We start from the raw sequence: 18,512 nt of genomic DNA on the forward strand, positions 1-18,512 counted from the left end.
GCGTTGTGCTGTCGCTTGTGGCGTCAGGCTGGCAACGCGGGTCCGGCAGGGCCCAGGCGCGGAGGATTTCTCTTGCCCAGCTTTTTGGTTTTCTCGATCACGCCTATCAGCGGCAAATCGAAGATGCGCGTCAGGTCTTCCGGTGAACGTACGCGGTGATCCAGCAACTCCATCGCGATCGCTGCACCGACACCCAGCATCAGCCCCACCACCAGCGCCACCAACAGGTTGAGCATCAGGCGTGGACTGGCCGGGCTGCGCGGTGGCGTTGCTGCGGTCAGTACCGAAATATCGGATTGCGTGGACTGCCCTTCCAGGCTGGTCTGGGTCAGACGTTGCGAGGCGGTCTCGTACGCTTTTTTGGCGTTTTCCATTTCATTCGCCAACACGCTCAGTTCATCGCGTGCACCATTCAGCGCCAATACCTTTTTCTTTTGTGCATCCAGTGCCGCGCGAATTTCCCCTTCACGTTGCTGCGCGATTTTCGCGTTGTTCACGACACCACTGGAAGCCAGCCCTATCTGCTGGTTCAGGTTGGCACGCAACTGATCCACTTCCGATTTGGCGGCGATGTATTGCGGGTGATTGATATTGAGTTTTTTCGATGTATCAGCAAACTTGGCTTCCGCTTCCGACAAGCGCGACTTCAGCGTCTGTATCAAAGGATTGGACAAGACATCCGGCGAATCCCCGGCATTGCGCTTGACCTGTTGCTGGCGCGAAGTCGCATCCATCGCTTGTCCTTGCGCCACTACCAGCTGGCTCGACAACTCGTTCAGGCGCGCGGTTTCCACATCCAGCTTGTTATCGCTGCTGAAAATGTTGTTCTTTTGCTGGTAGGCAGACATGCGGTTTTGCGCATCCTCAAAGCGGTCGCGCAGGATTTTGATTTGCTCATTGATGTAGCCGCTGGCCTTCTGTGCCGGCGCCACTTTCAGGTCCACGCTGACTTGCTGGTAAGCAGCAGCGAAGGCATTCGCCACTTTGGCGACGTAATCAGCGTCATCCCCTTTGAAGCTGATGTTCAGCACACTGCTTTCACGCGCCGGTTCCACCGTCAGGTTGCTGCGCAAGCCATCGGCCAGCCAGTCCTGTATCGTGCCGTGGCCCGGGTCCAGGCGCGCATAACGTTCCTTGACCGCAGGATTGTCGGCCAGCTTCAGGTCGTCGATGACCTTCATCGCGACGACTTTGCTGTTCACGATATCGACCTGGGTCGGCATATAGCCCGGCGTCAGTTGTGCCGGCACGTTCAGGCCGGTGACCGGATCAACACCTTTGTTGTTCAGCACCAGTGCGGTGGTTGCCTTGTAAGTCTTGGACATCACCAGGCTGACCACGAAGGCCGACGCCAGCGTCAGTGCCAGCAAGAGCACGATGATTTTGTAACGCGCACGCAGGGTGCGCAGGATTTGGCTGATAGTCATAGTCTTGCCCCGCTCAGAACAGGCTTTCTTTTACATAGACGATGTCGTCCGGCTTCAGCAAATCGTCATGTTTGACGGTCATGATTTGCAGTACGCCATTCGCATCGCGCCGCTTGATGCGGACGCCGCGTTCGGTACCGCGTGGGCTGAGACCACCACCGGTGGACAAGGCTTGCAGCACCATCATGTTGCGTTCCAGCTTGTAGGAACCCGGCTTCTGCACTTCGCCATAGATATAGAAGCGTGGCGCACGTTCGACAAATACCTGGTCACCGGCGACCAGTTCACGGTTCTTGCTTGGATCGCCGGAGCGCACCAGTTCCAGCAGGTCTATGGTTTCCTTGCTGGTTTTGCCGTCACGGGTATGCGTGAGGATGACGGTATCGGCTGCTTCTTCATTCGCACCGCCCGCCATCGCCAGCACATCGGTCAGGCTGCGCCTGCCGTCGACCGGATAGCGCCCGGGCTTGTTGACCTGCCCCAGTACCGACACCTGCTGGCTCTGCATCTCAGTCACCATCAGGTTGACTTGCGGGTTGCGGATGAAGCCGCCCTTATCCAGTAGGTCGGCAATTTTCTTTTCCGCCTGGTTCGACGAGAGGCCGCCGACTTTTACTTCACCGACCAGCGGGAAGGAAATGCTGCCCGCCTCACTGACGCGGGTTTCCACCGTCAGGTCGTTATTGCCGAATACGGTGATTTTCACCACATCACCGGCGCCCAGCGGCACATCGGCAGCGGTAGCCCAACTGCCGACGGTGACCATTAATATCGCTAACATTGCATGTCTTATTTTTTTCATTTCTTACTCCATTTGCTTCGGTATCGGATAGATGCCATTAGTAGGCGTTGTCACGCGTCAGCACGACCTTGAAAGTGCGCAGGATGATCCACAGGTCCAGCGCCAGCGACCAGCGCTTCAGGTAATCGAGGTCATAAGCGATACGCGCTTCCATCTTGTCCAGCGTATCGGTCTCGCCACGCAAACCGTTGACCTGGGCCCAGCCGGTGATGCCGGGACGCACCTTGTGGCGCAGCATGTAACCCTTGATCTGTTTGCGGTATAGCTCGTTATGCGCAACTGCATGCGGGCGCGGCCCGACGATGCTCATGCGGCCCTGCAGCACATTGAAAAACTGCGGCAATTCATCCAGCGAGGTCTTGCGCAGGAAAGCGCCGATGCGGGTAATGCGCTGGTCATCCTTGGTTGCCTGCACCACGCGCGCGCCGTCTTCGCACACCGTCATCGAGCGGAATTTGTAGACGATGATTTCTTCACCATCGAGGCCGTAACGGCGTTGACGGAATATCACCGGTCCCGGCGACCCGACCTTGATCGCAATCGCGATACCCAGCATTACCGGCAACAGCATGAGCTGGATAATTGAAGCGAGCACGATATCGCTGCCGCGCTTGATCATGCTGTTAATGCCTGTGAACGGTGATTCGCAAATTGCCACCACCGGCAAGCCGGCGACGCTGTCAAAGCGCGCCTGGATCAGGTCGAAGACATAGATATCCGGCAGGAAGTAAATCGAGGCGGTGGTGTCCTGCAACTCATTGAGCAACTTGCGTATGCGCGGCTGGGCCGAAATCGGCTGGCTGATGAAGATTGTATTTATATTGTTTTGCCGTACATACGCCGGGATATCGGACATGCTACCAAGCAGGGGCACGCGCTGCTCATCCGGCTGGCGCGATACATCACGGTCGTCGAAGAAGCCGCTGACTTCCATGCGCAAATCAGGATTTTCATCGACGCGCTCCGCCAGCTTGACGCTCAATTCATTGACGCCCACCAGCACCACCGAACGGATACCGGTACGACGCAAGCCGGAGCTGGCTTTCTGCAGGATGATCTGCGCAGCCAGCAGGACCGGCGGTGTCAGCAGCAGCCACAGCACGACCTCATGCTGCGTAAACAAGGTCGCCAGGCCGGCGACATAGCCGAAAAAAAGTAGGAGTACGACCACCGTACTCCATACCAGCAGTATCGATTTAAGCTGGCTCAGGAAATTACGTGAAGAAACATCCCGCCATGGATCACTCCAGCTGAATACGGTAGAACTGATAAAGAAGGTCAGGATGGCCAGCACCACATGCTGCGCACTGAAGCCCTGCCCGATCATCACGCTCACCAGGTACAGCAAGCCGATCGCGATCAAGGGATCCAACAGGCGGCGGTAAAAATTACGCGCGGGAATATCCGCCGGATATTTGATTTGGCTGATGTCAGAATTCATAGCGTGTACTGATATGTGCACCATCGGTGCTGTAGGAGGCCGACGGAATGTTGGAATCCAGGGTGGTACGGAATACCGCCGCGCGGATACGCCAATGCGAAGTCGGCTTGTAGGTCACGCCGAGCAAGGCATTGCGATAGTCATCCGAACGATTTAGCGGATCCAGTCCCGCTATCACGGAAACGCCGTTGTAGCTGCGCTTCTCTGTCATCACCAGGCCATCGACACTGATTCTGCTGGTGGCGTCCCAGGTCGAGGCCAGGCTCACACCCTGGTTACGCGCATAGTTGGCGGCCAGGTTGTCGGTGGCACCGAGCTCGCGCCAGGCACCGAGTGAGATTGCGGTTTTATTGGTCGCCTTCCAGTACGCGGTAAGGCGCGCACTCGGCACGCCGGAATCGCGCTGCGGATTGACCGCATATTCGCGCTTGGCGTAACCGCCGAGGAATTGAATCAGGGTCTTGCCGGTGATTTGCCAGTCCACCTTGGCCTTCACTTCATTTTGCGAATAGGAATTAATGTCCGCATATTGATAATCACCTTCGATGTGGCGTAAAACCACACCCACCTTATTGCCGCTGCGCGCCAGGTAATCGACACCGACATCGGTGATATCCAGCGTACGTTCGGAGGGCTTTTGCGATGCCAGGTCATAGCCCAGGTCGTAATGGCTGTATGCGGTATTCAATTGCCAGCTTGGATGGAAGCGCCACGAACCATCGACATAGGTCTTGGTTTGCGTCTGCATGCTGCGCTCCAGGCTGCGGTAATCCTCGAACGGCGTCAGTGCCTGTGCATAATTGACGCCGACATTGCCGGTGAATTGATTGCCGAGCGCCCACTTCCAGTTGGCAACCGCGTCCTTACCGGTATTGCTGTATTGGTTGAAGTGGTCGTAATCGGCGCGATAGACCGAGGCATCGGCAGTCAATTTTTGCCGGCTGATTTCCTTGTCCATGCGTATGCCCACTCCGGCACGGGTCCAGCGATCGGACAACTGCGCCCCGCTTTGCCGCACGGCGTCCGACTGGCGCAAGAGATTGGCATCGTAGTAGATGCCATAGCTGGCGTAGGGCGTAAAGGTATCGCCTTCTATTGCCAGTGCCGGCAGGCAAGTCATGACCCCGACGAAAGCCAGGGCCGATACGAGGACATAGTCACCGTATCCGGATACATCGCGACGCTTATTCATCACAGCAACCCGTCATCAATAAGCTAGCGCGGTGCAATTGATGTTGCGCGAAAATGTTCGAGCCAGCGATTGCATACTGCAAATTTTCGAATTCAACGCCACCATCATTTTCCCCATCCGTTTTAAATTACCGTTGCGAACATAGACGCAAGCAGGTGAATATTTTTTCTTTCAAATTGCGTTCGGACAAAAATCTCTTACAGCAATAAATTCATATCATTTTGTCTACACAAAGAGCTCGTTAAGAGAAGGCGACGATGAATTAGTTCCGCGTCTGGTTCAGTCAGCGCGCAGAAAAAATACGAGACATTCGCGCTTTGAATCGATAAAAAATAATGAGAAGAAATGGATTGGTTTTCGGCAAGCGCAGGAAGTGCATTGTTTTGTAAAACTTACCTGCAATGCGTGTACATCTTGCGCGCTTGAGGTGCACAACTGCTTAATAATTAAGCAGAAGGCCTGCTTTGAATTTTTTACCGTATAAACAAATGCGAAAAAATGACGAGCAGGATGTCATCAAATCTTCATAAAAATATTGCGATTATTTTTTGTAACTGAGTCGATCACGACCCGACAATTTTCCATTGCAGAAAATATTTACCAGACCGGATTGATGACGAGGGAAGAAGAATGCGCAGGCAAATATTCCGCCTGCGCAATAGAACCATGTTTCAGTAGCAGTGACTCACGCCAATTGCGCGCAAATGAAATTCCATTCATCTGGTGTAACAGGTGTAATCGACAGGCGGCTGCCGCGTTGCAAGAGCACCATGCCACTCAATTCCGGCATGGTCCGCATGTCTGCCAGCGACAACAGACGGGTCTTCTTGCGTATACGCACGTCAACCATTACCCAGCGTGGTGTCTCCTGTGTTGCTTTCGGATCGTAGTAATGGCTGTTCGGCTCAAACTGCGTATGGTCGGGGTAAGCAGTGCTGGCCACTTCGGCCAGGCCGACGATACCGGGTTCGGCACAGCTCGAATGGTAAAACAGCACGCCGTCGCCGACCTGCATCGCATCGCGCATGAAATTGCGCGCCTGGTAATTGCGCACGCCAGTCCAGGCGACGGTTCTTTTGGGAGCGGACCAGGCATCGTCAATGCTGACTTCGCTCGGTTCAGATTTCATGAGCCAATAGCGCATAAGCTGTTCGCGTAAAGAAGTTAAAAATCCGGAATATCGAATTATTCTGAACCAGACTGGCCTGCTTGTCCAAACTGGATGCAGAAATAAAAAAACGGCTGCATTTGCATGCAGCCGTTTTCAGTAATCAAGTCCCGCCAGTGCCGCTTTGCCGGCATCCTGAACCAAGAGGTTCAAGTTGGCCACAGTTAGTTCAACTTCGGGTTCATCGGACTAGCGACGCGCACTCCCGTCGAACAAAATTCCGCAGCCGCTGCGCATAAATGGTTCAAGGATTTTATGGCAATGGCGAACACGGCAGGAGCGCTTAGTTTACTCCAATCGGCGGGCAAGTAAAAGAAATCTCAGAAAAGATTTTCTTGTGGCGCCAATGCGGTATCGAGGGTTTCGTGCATTGCAGCGATTTTTTGCTTGACCTCGGACATCGACATCTCCGACAAGGGGCCATCCGGTGATTTGGTTGCCAGCAGTTCTGCAGCAATTCCGAGCGCGGCCATGACGGCGATGCGGTCATTCCCCTTCAGTTTGCCGGCGTCGCGAATTGCCGACATCTTGCCGTCCAGATAGGCGACCGCCTCTTGCAGCGCGCCCTCTTCGCCTTCCTTGCACGCCAGCTTATAAGGCTGGCCCATGATGGATACGTCGAGCTGGATCATGCGGTCTCCTCATCTTGTTCTTGTGCCGGGATCTTGGCGAGCAGCGCAGCAACGCGCTCGTGCGCTTCCTGCATGCGCCGTGTCAATTCGGCATTTTCGGCTGCCAGGGCGGCCGATTTGATGCGCAAATCCGCGTTTTCGCTCCGCAGCGCCTGGGTCAAATCAGCCAGCTGGCCGATCTTTGCAGAAAGATTGTGAAAGTCTGTAATCATCTCGCCACTATAGATGTGCAGAGGAATGACCGTCAATAGATTGCGCAAACAGAGCGCCGGTTTTCCGCTGCATGGTTCAAATTTATTGACCGGCGGTCAGCGATAGCAATAAATACGGGCTTATACGATTATTCATACCCGTATTCGATTGTCAAAACTGCACGCCGGCGACAGCGCGTCATCATACCTCAGTCAGCGTCCCGTCCACCGTGATCAGCGCGGTGCGGATTTTCAGACCCGGGAACACATCCTGCGCAGCAAGGCGGTAGCGTGCCAGTTGTGCCGCATATGCCACCCGTTCGCTATCGTAGAGATTTCGTTTGTAGTCCAGGATCCACAACTCGTCGTCAAACATGACGACACGGTCAAAGCGCGCCACGCCGGCGCTGCTGACGATCTCCATCTCATTGCGCGCAAAGCGATGTTGCGCCGGATCGAAGAAACGCTGCAATTGCGGTTGCGCAAGGATAACGTCCGCCTGCGTACGCACCACTTCTGCCAACTCACGTGAACAAGGCAGCCATTTCGCCAGTACCGGCGCTGCATGGATCTGCACCGGCCAGGTCTGCGTCAGGCGCTCCATCAAGGCATGCAGCGCAATGCCTTCCTCGATTTCCGCACTGCTGAATGCCTGCTGGATGTCAGGCTGCTCCAGTGGCAAAGGCGGCGGGCTAAAGATAGACAGTGGAAATCCGGCTTCCTGTTTTACATCCGACACCTGCACTGGCCCATCCAGTTCCGGCTCCTCGGCACCCTGGAAGCGTGCATACCAGCAGCCGTCCGCTACCCCGTTCTCCGAGGCACTACGGGCATCGGCGACACCACTCACTATTAATAGCTTCTTCGCGCGCGTGGTCGCTACATATAAGAGATTCCAGTCTTCCTGGGTTTTCAGTTGCTCTTCTTCGGCGAACAGGTAATCACGCGCAGCACCACGCTCGGCCTGGCGACCAAAGACGGAGAAATGGTTAGGTGCATCGGCTTCCTGCTTCCATTCGCACAGCACGCCGTAATCGTCGCGCGCCGGATCGCTATGGTTAGCATCGAGCAACACCACGATATCCGCTTCCAGTCCCTTGGCACCATGGATGGTCAGGATGCGCGCTGCATCCAGCGATGCATCAATCTCGGCTTCATCCGGTGCATCGCTATCAGCCGATTTTTGCAAGCGGCGCAGCGCATCAATAAATTTTGGCAGGCTCGGGTAGCGCCCCGCATCCAGGTTCAGCGCCAGTTCGGTAAAGGCTTCGATATTCGCTAGCACCTGTCCGCGCACCAGCGGCGACGCCGCTTGAGCATAGCGCGCGACCACATCACCTTCATGCAATATGCGATCGAGCAAATCATGTACCGGCAACCGTGCGGCCAGCTCCAGCCATTTTTCCAGCAAGCTGACGGCGCGTTGCAATACATCGGCATTCAGTTCAGCCTGGTGCAAACGCCCCCACCAGGTCTTTTCACTACGCAGTGCCAACGCAATCAAATCACTATCGCTCGCGCCCATGATCGGCGACTTCAATACATGCGCCAGTGCCAGGTTGTCATGCGGCGTGATCAGGAAAGTCAGCAAGGCGATTAGGTCGGCCACTTCGAGCGATTCCAGCAAACCACCGCGCCGGTCCGATGCGAACGGAATCCCGGCTTCACGCAAGGCGCGCTCATACGCACTGAGGTGGGTGCGCTTCTTGACCAGCAACATCACGTCCGACCACTTCGCACCCGGCGTCACTTCCCGCGCACGCAAGATCGCTTGCGCCACTGCACGCCCTTCTTCCAAGCGCCGCGCATCCTCTTCTTCCTCACGCGGCTCGGTCAATGGATCACGCATATTCGCCGGCGACCAGACGACTTTCTCACTCTTTTCCTGTTGCACCAGCGGCAATTGCCAGACTGCGCCAGCTTCATTCGATAAGGTGGTCTGTGCGGTGTAGATCGGATTGGCGCGGAAGCTTACATTCAGGACGTCGACGATGCCGCGTGCATTGCGCCGTGTCTGGTTGGTGCGCAGGAAATCCGCCCCTTGCGCCACCAATACTTCACGCGCGGCAGAAAACACGCGCGGTTCGGCACGGCGGAAACGATAAATCGATTGTTTCGGATCACCAACGACAAACATACTAGGCCTGTCGGTCTCGTTGCCGTAGGCCTTCAACCACGCCTGCACGATGCTCCACTGCAGCGGATTGGTATCCTGGAATTCATCCAGCAAGACATGCTTGTAGCGCGCATCAAGACGGCTTTGCAGATAGGCGGCATGTTCTTCATTCGTCAACAGGCGATACGCCTGCCATTCAAGATCGGCGAAATCAAATACACGTTGCTCGGCTTTGACTGCCTGGTAGATTTCCAGGTAAGCGGCACCTACCGTGAACAGCGAACGATTCAGTGCGATGACCTTGGGCTCCATGCTACGGCGCAGGATTTTCTTCAGCGCTTCGCCTATGCTTTCGAATTCCACTTCAAATGCATACACACCTTCTTCACCCAGGTTATCCAGCAAGGCCTTGGTCAAATTCTTGGTCGCGCGGTTCTTGCGGAACTTGCCGCCCGCATCAAAAAATTCATTTGTCAGTGCATCAAAATTTTCCAACGCCGCACCGGCTGTCACTGCTTTCTCTATCGACGTCGCACGTTCCTGGTTAACAGCTGTTCCCTGCCCCAGCAACCATGCAACCTGATTAATGCGTGCCAACAGCTTGTCATCCGACCACAGCGACAAACGCGCATCCATCACGCCATCCGCACCACACAGTTCCTCCAACCACTCCAGCGGCTCCCCGCCTTGTACCGAAGCCCACCATTCGGCGCGCTTGGCGACAAAGGAATTGAGCAAATTGCGCGTACTGAAGTCACCGACCTGGGTATATAAATCGACCAATGCATCCTTGACGTGCTGCTGGTCTTTTTCATTTACCTGCTGCATGAAGCGGCTGTAAGCATCCGACAACAATTCACCGGTCGCTTCGGTCAGGCTGTAACCATGTGGCACACCGGAAGCCAAAGGCGCGATCTGGATCAGGCGCGCAAACCAGCTATGGAAGGTATCGATGGACAAGGCTTGCGGACTACGTAATACCTTCTCATACAAACCACGTGCCAGCGGCAAGGTTTCAGCCAATGCATGTTCGGCTATCCCGCGTTCGCGCAGCAGGGCCAGCACTTCCGCATCTGTCTTCAGCGTCAATTCATTCAGTAACTGCATCAGGCGTTCGCGCATCTCTTGCGCCGCCTTGCGGGTAAAGGTAATGGCGAGGATGGCGGCAGGTTCAGTCCCGGCCAACAGCAGGCGCAATACGCGTGCCACCAGCAACCAGGTCTTGCCACTGCCGGCACAGGCTTCAACTACCACCGAGCGCGTCGGGTCACAGGCGCGTGCCACGAAGTGCGCGGCATCCGATTGCGCGCCATTGACTTCGTAAGCACGTGGCGTCAGATCCATGTCTTCATGCCCCTGCATCACCATGCTCCCTTGCGGCACAAGCCGCGTACATCGCAGTATTGGCATACCGATTCGGGACCGGTCGCAGGCATAGGCGCATCATGTGCAATTGCACGCATACTGGTGGTAATCTGTACACTCAGGCTTTGCTGCCAATTGTCATAGTCGGGTGATTCCACTTCCTTGATTTTGTCCTTGCTGGCTTCCAGCGGTATATACAGTGCGTTACTCAGTGGCACATCGGACAGCAAGCCATAAAATGGCAATTGATGATCTTCACCTTGCTTGAGCTTGTCACGCAAGGCTGTTTGATTTGTACTCTTGTAATCGAGCACTGCACGTTCACCGGCGGCATTTTCATCCATACGGTCGACGCGGCCATGCAGGATGATTTCGCCATCATCCCAGCGCAAGACCTTTTCAAATTTCTCTTCACCCAGCACGAAGTGCCAACCCTGCGCTTCGCGTTCACCCAGCCATTCGAGATAAGCCGGCATCGCTTTTTGCCAGCGTGCGTAATAACCGAGGGCGGCGGCGCTTTTATCCAGTGCCAGGCCAAATACCTGGTCAGATATCTCGCGCAACAAGGCAGGCCGCTCCGCCACTGTCACTTCATGCAAACGGGTATGGAAGATCGCAAGTATCTGGTGCAGCCAATCACCGTAATCACGTTTCTCCGGCATATCCGATAACTCGTCCAGTCCGGACAAACCCAGCATGCGGGTGGCAAAGAATTGATAAGGACAAGCCACCAGGCTGTTATAGCCGCTGGCCGACAACTTTTGTGGACGCAAGGCAGCCGCATGTGGTGCAGGCATGGTCACAGGTGCAGGCGTCAGGTGACGCGGCGCGATTTTGACCTGATGCCTGGCGATTTTTGGCAACTTCGCACGTTCCAGGTTCAACTCCAGGCGTTCTATCCACGGGCTGACCGGATTCGGCTCGCCATTTTTATGCTCCTGCCACGACATGACAACCTGTTCATTCGCTGCCAATAATTCCGTCACATCACGCAACTGCTGGCGCTGCCTGCTTTCACGTGTTGCCAAACCAAGTTCGCGCCGCACGACGTTGGCGAAGAATAGTGTTTCTGTCGGTTGCGACGGCAGGTGTTCGGCATCCGCACCAACCAGCAAGACCGCGTCGAAGCTGCGCAAGCGCGCACCATTCAAAGGCAGCATCACCACGCGCCGGTCGCGGTTCAATTGCACATAGGCGGTTGCTTCCAGTTGCAAATTGAGGAAGGCGCGCCATTCGGCAAATGAAAAGACATGTCCGACCGCAGTGCAATCCTGTTCTATATCCTGCAACAGCTGCAGCACCTGCGCCCCGGCACCATCGGCTTGCAAAGCGCCGCGCATGCCGAGTACATCCAGCGTTTGCTGGCTCGCCGTGATCCAGTCGCACAAGGTTTTGCCTTTGCTGAACCCGGTCGCCTGTTGCGCCAGCAACTTCACCATATTTTGTGCGGACGGAATCGCGGTCAATGCATCGCCGACCGCTTCCCAGCCACCGAGTACATTCGCGCGGCGCAAGGCAAGTTCACTCGCCATAACGAGGTCGGCTTTATTCTCGGTATTCGCAAAAACAAATGGCGACTTGAGGAAATCCAGCAGGGCGATGGTTTCAGCGCGCGCCGCCACCAGCTCCAGCCACGATGCGAGTGCGGCGGCGGCGCGTGTGGTCGACAGCTTCCAGCCGGTTTCATCGGCCACGATCACTTGCGCCCGTTCCAGCAAGGCGCGGATGCGGCGCGCCACCACGCGATCCTGCGCGACGATGGCGATATTCGTTTTACCCTGTTGCAGCCAGTCCATGATGGTTTGTGCACCGGCCTTGGCTTCCGCTTCGAGGTTATGCGCTGCATATAAAGACAAACCGGGCGGCGTCGCCAGCGCCAAGTCGGCAGGGACGGCATCATCCAGCATCTCCGGCCAGGCGGCGGCATAAGTCGTATTGATATGTTGCGCGCGCCAATCCAGCGTGATCGCGACCACCGGGCGTTGTTGCTGGTAGGCGTCGAGGAAGGCTTGCTCCAGTGCATCCGCTGCCACCGGACTGATCCAGAACAGTGGCAACTGTGCTTGCGCGGCGATGCGCATCATTTGTGCAAAGCGATGCACGATGGCGTCGCTGGCATCCAGCTGGCTTTTCCAGATGGTCCATACCAGTTGCGTTTCATCTGACAACAGATTGCGTGCGACCGGCGACAATTGCTCGAGCGCCGCCTGCCAGCGTGCATCGGCCACATCGGGCGACACCTTGAGCTCAGGCAGCATAGCCTGCGTCAATTCATCCGATAGTGTTAACAATATCTCGGCCAGCGGCAGCAAATCAGTATTACGACGCGCAGTGAACAGCTTCTTCAACCATCCATGCTGGCGCAGGTCGGCATACAGCGACATCAGGCGCTCGCTCGGCGCGGTGGCGGCGGTACCGGCTTGCGGTGGCAACAGCCGTATATATTCAGACAGCGAAGTAATCGTCGGTGGAATGAAGGCAGCGCCCAACTGTCGGCCCAAAGCGCTCTTTAATAGTTGTATATGGGCGAAAGTTGAGACTACTACCCGCAATGAAGACAAATCCCGCAGCGCCGACTGCCGCGTATCCGCCAGCAAATCGCTTTGTAACAATGCACGTGCGGCATCGTCCCAAAAGGCGGCGGAAGGTGGAATCAGTACGGTGCTATGCAGCATCAGGAGCTCAAGTGGGAATCAACAGGGGAAATGGCAATCTCGGACGACACAGACTACCCGGTTTTGCATTTTATGCGAGGCCGGGTGAAATTTTTCGAGCAATGCCCCACTTTTTATAAAATAGGTTATGATTTGCCCAGACCCCGCCTGATCACCTCTGGTTATACCTTCAAAACTTGAATTCAATCGCAACGTCTCCATCTGTGTTCCAGTAAGCGGAGACGCTGCAGGCAAATACCGATTAGTATGGTGATGCCAAGGCGCAGATTTATCCTTTTCCCCTCAGACTGAGGCAAACATGAGCGAAAACATCAAACATATTACCGATGCATCTTTTGATACAGACGTACTGAAATCCGACAAACCGGTTCTGGTCGACTTCTGGGCAGAGTGGTGCGGTCCGTGCAAAATGATTGCACCTATCCTGGAAGATGTTGCCAAAGAGTACGCAGGCAAGATCCAGATCACGAAGATGGACGTTGATGCCAACCAGGCGATTCCGGCCAAATTCGGTATCCGCGGCATTCCTACGCTGATCCTGTTCAAGAACGGTGCACCGGCAGCGCAAAAAGTAGGCGCGCTGGCTAAAGGTCAATTGACCGCCTTCATCGATAGCAACATCTGAAATAAATAAAAATGGCAGCGGTGCGCCCGCATCGCTGCTTGATTACCAACTTCACCACGTCGTTCCCTCCCCCACCTTTTTATCTCCCATCCCGGGAAACTCAAAAATATGCATTTATCTGAACTAAAGGCGTTACACGTCTCCGCCCTGCTAGAAATGGCAATCAGCCTGGACATCGACAACGCTGCGCGCTTGCGCAAACAAGAACTGATGTTCGCGATTCTCAAGAAACGCGCGAAATCAGGAGAACAAATTTTTGGCGATGGCGCCCTCGAAGTATTGCCTGACGGCTTTGGCTTCCTGCGCTCGCCCGACGCCAGCTATATGGCGTCCACCGACGACATCTATATCTCGCCTTCGCAAATCCGCCGCTTCAACCTGCACACCGGCGATTCGATCGAAGGTGAAGTCCGTACGCCGAAAGACGGCGAACGCTACTTTGCACTGGTCAAGGTAGACAAGGTCAACGGCGAATCGCCGGAAGCCTCGAAACACCGCATCCTGTTTGAAAACCTGACGCCGCTGCACCCTAACAAGCCATTGCTGCTTGAGCGCGATATGCGCGGCGAAGAAAACATCACCGGCCGCATCATCGATTTGATCGCACCTATCGGTAAAGGCCAGCGCGGCTTGCTGGTGGCATCGCCTAAATCCGGTAAGTCCGTGATGCTGCAACACATTGCACACGCGATCACCACCAATCACCCGGAAGCAGTCATGATCGTGCTGCTGATCGACGAACGTCCGGAAGAAGTGACCGAGATGCAGCGTTCGGTACGCGGCGAAGTCGTGGCATCGACCTTTGATGAACCTGCGACCCGTCACGTGCAGGTTGCAGAAATGGTGCTGGAAAAAGCCAAGCGCCTGGTTGAAATGAAAAAAGACGTCGTGATCCTGCTCGACTCGATCACCCGCCTGGCGCGTGCATACAACACCGTGATCCCTGCCTCCGGCAAGGTATTGACCGGTGGTGTCGATGCAAATGCTCTGCAACGTCCAAAACGCTTCTTCGGCGCTGCGCGCAATATCGAAGAAGGCGGTTCGCTGACCATTATCGCGACCGCACTGATCGAAACCGGCAGCCGCATGGATGACGTGATCTACGAAGAATTCAAGGGTACCGGCAATATGGAAGTCCATCTCGAACGCCGCCTGGCCGAGAAGCGCGTCTACCCTGCGATCAACCTGAACAAATCCGGTACCCGCCGTGAAGAATTGCTGATCAAACCGGACCAGCTGCAAAAGATCTGGGTCTTGCGCAAACTCTTGTACGGCATGGACGAGATCGAAGCGATGGAATTCATCCTCGACAAGATGAAGGCGACCAAGAACAACGCCGAATTCTTCGACATGATGCGTCGCGGTAATTCCTGATCCATACCTTCAACTGAATTTCAGTTGAAAACAAAAAGCCCGTTTTCCTTGCAGACACTGCAAATGAAAACGGGCTTTTTTATTGGCTACAATTCTTTATCCCGGCAAACGCCAATTCATTTTGACGGCCAGCAGGCGCAAGACCGAAGTCACCAAAATACTGGAAATCAGCGCCACCGCCGACGTCATATCCAGCCACTCCAGCACCATATACACCGCACAACCCAACAGCGAACAGGTCGCATATAACTGCTCGCGGCGGAACACCATCGGAATCTCATTACACAAGACATCCCGCAAGACGCCGCCAAAAATACCGGTCGTCACGCCCATCATCACGCAGATAAACACCGGCATCTGTGCCTCCAGCGCCAATGAAGTACCGACCGCGCTAAACAAACCCAGGCCGAGCGCATCGGCCACGACGATGGTCTTTTCGGCCACCGCGGAGCGCAGATGTGGCAAAAACGGCCCGGCCAACAGCGCCAGCACAAAGACCAGGATCGCATATTCCTGATGCTCGACCCAAAACAGCGGACGCCGGTCCAGCAACATATCGCGCAGGGTACCGCCGCCAAAAGCTGTCACAAAAGCAACAATAAACACCCCGACCAGGTCCATATCCTTGCGCCTGGCCTCGACAAAGCCGGAACAGGCAAAGGCAATGATGCCGCAGGCCTCCACCACTTGCAGCAGCGTACTCATGCTACTTTGCAAACCTATTGCCACAATGTCTCCCTTGTTATTCTGAAACGGCTTAGCGTGGGACTGTAGCATTCCCGTCAGCAAATCTGGCGCAAACCCATGATTTTATTGTATAATTCGCGCCTCGTTCCAACCCAGGCAAGTGATCGACAATCGGGTCAAGAAGCTGTGCGACCGACGAAGTGACGATTGGCTACCAAACTATCTAAGGCAGAAAAATGAAAGAAGGCATACACCCGGACTATCGCGACGTCGTGTTTCAAGACATGTCCAACGATTTCAAATTCATTACCCGTTCGACCATTCAAACTCGTGAAACCATCGAATTTGAAGGTGCTACCTACCCACTGGTAAAGATTGAGGTTTCGTCGGAATCGCATCCGTTCTACACCGGCAAACACAAAATCGTTGATACCGCAGGTCGCGTGGACAAATTCCGCAAGAAGTTCGGTACCGTCGGTTCCAAAACAAGCGTGGCAGAGTAATTCGTCACCGCGTTTTAAAAAGGCAGCTACGGCTGCCTTTTTTATTATTGCATCCCCCTGCAATCGAACTGAAAAGCCTTCTTTTCACTCTATGCGGATGATTCCGCTGCACTGATACAGAAATTTTGCGGCACAATAACGCCGGATCAAATAAAAACAATTACCCCGTCATGAAGCCAGTCCGCCTGCCCGCCTCCGCTACACTCGCACTCCCGCGCTGGGCCTTGTTCGCACTGTGCCTGCTGTATATCCTGCCGGGCCTGGTCGGACGCGACCCGTGGAAACCGGACGACGCTGCCGGTTTCGGCATCATGTGGACCATGGCCACCGGCTCGCTGGCCGACTGGCTGTCACCGAATATCGTCGGCCTCGCGATGCCGGAAGAAGGTCCGTTGGCATTCTGGTTCGGCGCGATCTGCATCAAATTATTCGGCTGGCTGCTTGGCGCACCAATGGCAGCACGCCTGGCCCCTATCTGCTTCTTCCTGCTTGGTTCAGTCGCGGTCTGGTACACCACCTACCTGTTGGGTCGTCGCGCTGAAGCCCAACCACTCAAACTTGCTTTCGGCGGCCAACCGGAACCGAAGGATTTCGGCCGCACGCTGGCCGATGGCGCACTGCTGATTTATCTCGGCTGCCTCGGCTTGCTGGTACACAGTCACGGCACCACCTCGGAAGCACTGCAAGTATCGCTGGTGGCTTGCTCACTGTATGCCACCACCCGCCTGTTCGAAGCACACACTTTGCGCCGCACCGTCGTACTCGGCCTGGCCCTCGGCGCACTGGCGCTGACCCGCGGCTGGGTCACGCCTGCCGCCTTGTGGATAGGCATCGTCGTGCTCGCCGCGATACGTGATCGCGCCCTCTTGCCGCGCCTGGTATTCATTGCCTTGCCACTGGCTGCCATCGTATGCGGCGCATGGATATGGGCTAGTCAACAGGTGCAACCTTTCGGCAACAACCCGGTAGATGCATGGATGGCATGGAATTACCGCCAGGTCAGCGCACCTTCGGCGTCCACGCTGCAATACTTCCTGAAAAATGCAATCTGGTTTGCATGGCCGGCATGGCCATTCGCGATCTGGGCCGTCTACGCCTGGCGCCGCCAGCATGCGGCGCTGCACATCACGCTGCCCTTGACCTTCTTCGCCGCGCTGCTGGTGCTGGCCCTCCTCAACTCGCATGGCGAAGAAGCCAGTCTGTTGCCACTCTTGCCTATGCTCGCGATTCTGGCCGCCTTCGGTTTGCCAACCATGAAACGCGGTGCGATCAATGCAGTCGACTGGTTCTCGGTAATGATGCTGACGACCTGCGCCGCCTTCATCTGGATCGGCTGGATCGCCAAGCAAACCGGCTGGCCGGCACAACTGGCACGCAATGCCTTCAAGATCGCTCCAGGCTTCAAACCTGAATTCAATCTCTTCGTCATGCTGATCGCAGCGGCGGCTTCGGCCGGCTGGATCTGGATCGTCTACTGGCGCGTGTCGCGTCGGCCTTCGGTATTGTGGCGCGCGGTTGTCCTGTCATCCGGCGGGATTATCCTGTGCTGGTTGCTGCTGATGACGCTATGGCTGCCATGGGGTAATTACATCAAGAGCTATGTCAGCGTGGCGCAACAAATCGATGCCGCCTTGCCGACCGTCAAACGTTGCGTAGCATCAAACGTCGGACCGGCACAGCGCGCGTCCTTCGCCTACTTCGGCAAGATAGAATTCGCGCAGTTTGGCGAAAAGAACTGCGATTACCTGTTGCTGCAGGATGCCCATCGTGGCAATGATGCAGCTGCCACCATCACGCGCTACAACCAGCAATGGCAATTGATCTGGCATGGCCGCCGCCCGGCAGACCGTGATGAACGCTTCCGCCTGTATCGCCGCGTATACGGTACGCCGGCAGCACAGCAATGATGTTGATCGGCTATCAATATTGCAAAAAATTTGCTTGCTGACAGCATAATCAGGCGCAATGAGTCTTGCTCAAATCGGGCAAATCGCGCATAATGCTCAGCTTGCGTTGCCGAGATGGCGGAATAGGTAGACGCACGGGACTCAAAATCCCGCGCCGCAAGGCGTGCCGGTTCGATTCCGGCTCTCGGCACCACTAATAAACATGCGGTTCTCAAGAAATTGGGCGCCGCATTTTTATTTCCGCGGAATATGGCCTTTCCGCAAAAACCCGGTCGCACCAGGATTTACCATTCCCGGCTTTTGCACAGCTCGTGCAAATACATATCTCTTCCCAGCCGAAGCCCCCCTCTTTTCGTATCCCATAAAATTTCAATCAAGCCTCCGGCACGCCGGTATTTATTCAATCT

The 18,512-nt window shown here is 55.5% G+C and carries 14 protein-coding genes, 1 tRNA gene and 1 other RNA gene; 5 read left to right on the plus strand and 11 right to left on the minus strand.

Annotated elements, in window-relative coordinates:
- Nucleotides 1–23: 23 nt before the first annotated feature.
- From epsF to ACFQPC_RS10360, 10 genes are all read right to left on the minus strand, one after another.
- Nucleotides 24–1,427 (minus strand): chain length determinant protein EpsF, encoded by a 1,404-nt coding sequence (gene epsF, locus ACFQPC_RS10315; protein WP_382271765.1) that lies wholly within the window; start codon nucleotides 1,425–1,427, stop codon nucleotides 24–26.
- A 13-nt stretch (nucleotides 1,428–1,440) separates the two neighbouring features.
- The gene (epsE, locus tag ACFQPC_RS10320) at nucleotides 1,441–2,229 is read right to left on the minus strand and encodes a polysaccharide export protein EpsE (protein WP_382271766.1); all 789 of its coding nucleotides are present in this window, start codon (nucleotides 2,227–2,229) and stop codon (nucleotides 1,441–1,443) included.
- Nucleotides 2,230–2,266: 37 nt separating this feature from the next.
- A complete protein-coding gene (locus tag ACFQPC_RS10325; protein WP_382271767.1) occupies nucleotides 2,267–3,670 on the minus strand; it encodes an undecaprenyl-phosphate glucose phosphotransferase in 1,404 nt (467 codons plus the stop codon).
- On the minus strand, nucleotides 3,660–4,862 hold the full coding sequence (gene epsL / locus ACFQPC_RS10330; protein WP_382271768.1) for an XrtB/PEP-CTERM-associated polysaccharide biosynthesis outer membrane protein EpsL: 1,203 nt from the start codon (nucleotides 4,860–4,862) through the stop codon (nucleotides 3,660–3,662). The genes ACFQPC_RS10325 and epsL overlap by 11 nt, the downstream gene beginning before the upstream one ends.
- A 685-nt stretch (nucleotides 4,863–5,547) precedes the next feature.
- On the minus strand, nucleotides 5,548–6,006 hold the full coding sequence (locus ACFQPC_RS10335) for an EVE domain-containing protein (RefSeq protein ID WP_382271769.1): 459 nt from the start codon (nucleotides 6,004–6,006) through the stop codon (nucleotides 5,548–5,550).
- A gap of 127 nt (nucleotides 6,007–6,133) precedes the next feature.
- Nucleotides 6,134–6,313, minus strand: a non-coding RNA gene (gene ssrS, locus ACFQPC_RS10340) — 6S RNA.
- 37 nt (nucleotides 6,314–6,350) lie between these two features.
- The gene (locus ACFQPC_RS10345) at nucleotides 6,351–6,662 is read right to left on the minus strand and encodes a cell division protein ZapA (RefSeq protein WP_012078491.1); all 312 of its coding nucleotides are present in this window, start codon (nucleotides 6,660–6,662) and stop codon (nucleotides 6,351–6,353) included.
- Nucleotides 6,659–6,922: a DUF904 domain-containing protein gene (locus ACFQPC_RS10350; RefSeq protein WP_382271770.1), complete on the minus strand. Its 264-nt coding sequence runs from the start codon at nucleotides 6,920–6,922 to the stop codon at nucleotides 6,659–6,661. Before ACFQPC_RS10350 ends, ACFQPC_RS10345 begins: the two co-directional genes overlap by 4 nt.
- 133 nt (nucleotides 6,923–7,055) lie before the next feature.
- Nucleotides 7,056–10,331, minus strand: coding sequence for a UvrD-helicase domain-containing protein (locus ACFQPC_RS10355; RefSeq protein WP_382271771.1), 3,276 nt, complete (start codon nucleotides 10,329–10,331; stop codon nucleotides 7,056–7,058).
- On the minus strand, nucleotides 10,331–13,009 hold the full coding sequence (locus ACFQPC_RS10360) for a PD-(D/E)XK nuclease family protein (RefSeq protein WP_382271772.1): 2,679 nt from the start codon (nucleotides 13,007–13,009) through the stop codon (nucleotides 10,331–10,333). Before ACFQPC_RS10360 ends, ACFQPC_RS10355 begins: the two co-directional genes overlap by 1 nt.
- A gap of 298 nt (nucleotides 13,010–13,307) precedes the next feature.
- Between ACFQPC_RS10360 and trxA the strand changes: the two genes are divergently transcribed.
- Both trxA and rho read left to right on the plus strand, forming a co-directional pair.
- Complete coding sequence (trxA, locus tag ACFQPC_RS10365; protein WP_012078487.1) at nucleotides 13,308–13,634, plus strand: thioredoxin TrxA; 327 nt, start codon at nucleotides 13,308–13,310, stop codon at nucleotides 13,632–13,634.
- 108 nt (nucleotides 13,635–13,742) lie between these two features.
- Entirely contained in the window at nucleotides 13,743–15,008 is a 1,266-nt protein-coding gene (rho, locus tag ACFQPC_RS10370) for a transcription termination factor Rho (RefSeq protein WP_012078486.1), read from the plus strand.
- A 96-nt stretch (nucleotides 15,009–15,104) separates the two neighbouring features.
- Here rho and ACFQPC_RS10375 read toward each other — a convergent pair whose 3' ends face one another.
- Nucleotides 15,105–15,713, minus strand: a complete 609-nt coding sequence (locus ACFQPC_RS10375) for a trimeric intracellular cation channel family protein (protein WP_382271773.1) — start codon at nucleotides 15,711–15,713, stop codon at nucleotides 15,105–15,107.
- Nucleotides 15,714–15,931: 218 nt separating this feature from the next.
- Between ACFQPC_RS10375 and ACFQPC_RS10380 the strand changes: the two genes are divergently transcribed.
- The 3 genes from ACFQPC_RS10380 (at nucleotide 15,932) to ACFQPC_RS10390 (ending at nucleotide 18,298) form a co-directional block, all read left to right on the plus strand.
- Nucleotides 15,932–16,198, plus strand: coding sequence for a type B 50S ribosomal protein L31 (locus ACFQPC_RS10380; protein WP_382271774.1), 267 nt, complete (start codon nucleotides 15,932–15,934; stop codon nucleotides 16,196–16,198).
- 170 nt (nucleotides 16,199–16,368) lie between these two features.
- Nucleotides 16,369–18,105 (plus strand): ArnT family glycosyltransferase, encoded by a 1,737-nt coding sequence (locus tag ACFQPC_RS10385; RefSeq protein ID WP_382271775.1) that lies wholly within the window; start codon nucleotides 16,369–16,371, stop codon nucleotides 18,103–18,105.
- 108 nt (nucleotides 18,106–18,213) lie between these two features.
- A tRNA-Leu gene (locus ACFQPC_RS10390) sits at nucleotides 18,214–18,298 on the plus strand.
- Nucleotides 18,299–18,512: the final 214 nt, after the last annotated feature.

It is taken from the genome of Herminiimonas glaciei, assembly GCF_042664955.1.
GTDB lineage: Bacteria > Pseudomonadota > Gammaproteobacteria > Burkholderiales > Burkholderiaceae_D > Oxalicibacterium > Oxalicibacterium glaciei.

Excerpts from the sequence above, each read along its gene's own strand:
- epsF (WP_382271765.1), bottom strand. The coding sequence starts at position 1,427 with ATGACTATCAGCCAAATCCTGCGCACCCTGCGTGCGCGTTACAAAATC.
- epsE (WP_382271766.1), bottom strand. The coding sequence starts at position 2,229 with ATGAAAAAAATAAGACATGCAATGTTAGCGATATTAATGGTCACCGTC.
- ACFQPC_RS10325 (WP_382271767.1), bottom strand. The coding sequence starts at position 3,670 with ATGAATTCTGACATCAGCCAAATCAAATATCCGGCGGATATTCCCGCG.
- epsL (WP_382271768.1), bottom strand. The coding sequence starts at position 4,862 with ATGAATAAGCGTCGCGATGTATCCGGATACGGTGACTATGTCCTCGTA.
- ACFQPC_RS10335 (WP_382271769.1), bottom strand. The coding sequence starts at position 6,006 with ATGCGCTATTGGCTCATGAAATCTGAACCGAGCGAAGTCAGCATTGAC.
- ACFQPC_RS10345 (WP_012078491.1), bottom strand. The coding sequence starts at position 6,662 with ATGATCCAGCTCGACGTATCCATCATGGGCCAGCCTTATAAGCTGGCG.
- ACFQPC_RS10355 (WP_382271771.1), bottom strand. The coding sequence starts at position 10,331 with ATGCAGGGGCATGAAGACATGGATCTGACGCCACGTGCTTACGAAGTC.
- ACFQPC_RS10360 (WP_382271772.1), bottom strand. The coding sequence starts at position 13,009 with ATGCTGCATAGCACCGTACTGATTCCACCTTCCGCCGCCTTTTGGGAC.
- trxA (WP_012078487.1), top strand. The coding sequence starts at position 13,308 with ATGAGCGAAAACATCAAACATATTACCGATGCATCTTTTGATACAGAC.
- rho (WP_012078486.1), top strand. The coding sequence starts at position 13,743 with ATGCATTTATCTGAACTAAAGGCGTTACACGTCTCCGCCCTGCTAGAA.
- ACFQPC_RS10375 (WP_382271773.1), bottom strand. The coding sequence starts at position 15,713 with ATGAGTACGCTGCTGCAAGTGGTGGAGGCCTGCGGCATCATTGCCTTT.
- ACFQPC_RS10380 (WP_382271774.1), top strand. The coding sequence starts at position 15,932 with ATGAAAGAAGGCATACACCCGGACTATCGCGACGTCGTGTTTCAAGAC.
- ACFQPC_RS10385 (WP_382271775.1), top strand. The coding sequence starts at position 16,369 with ATGAAGCCAGTCCGCCTGCCCGCCTCCGCTACACTCGCACTCCCGCGC.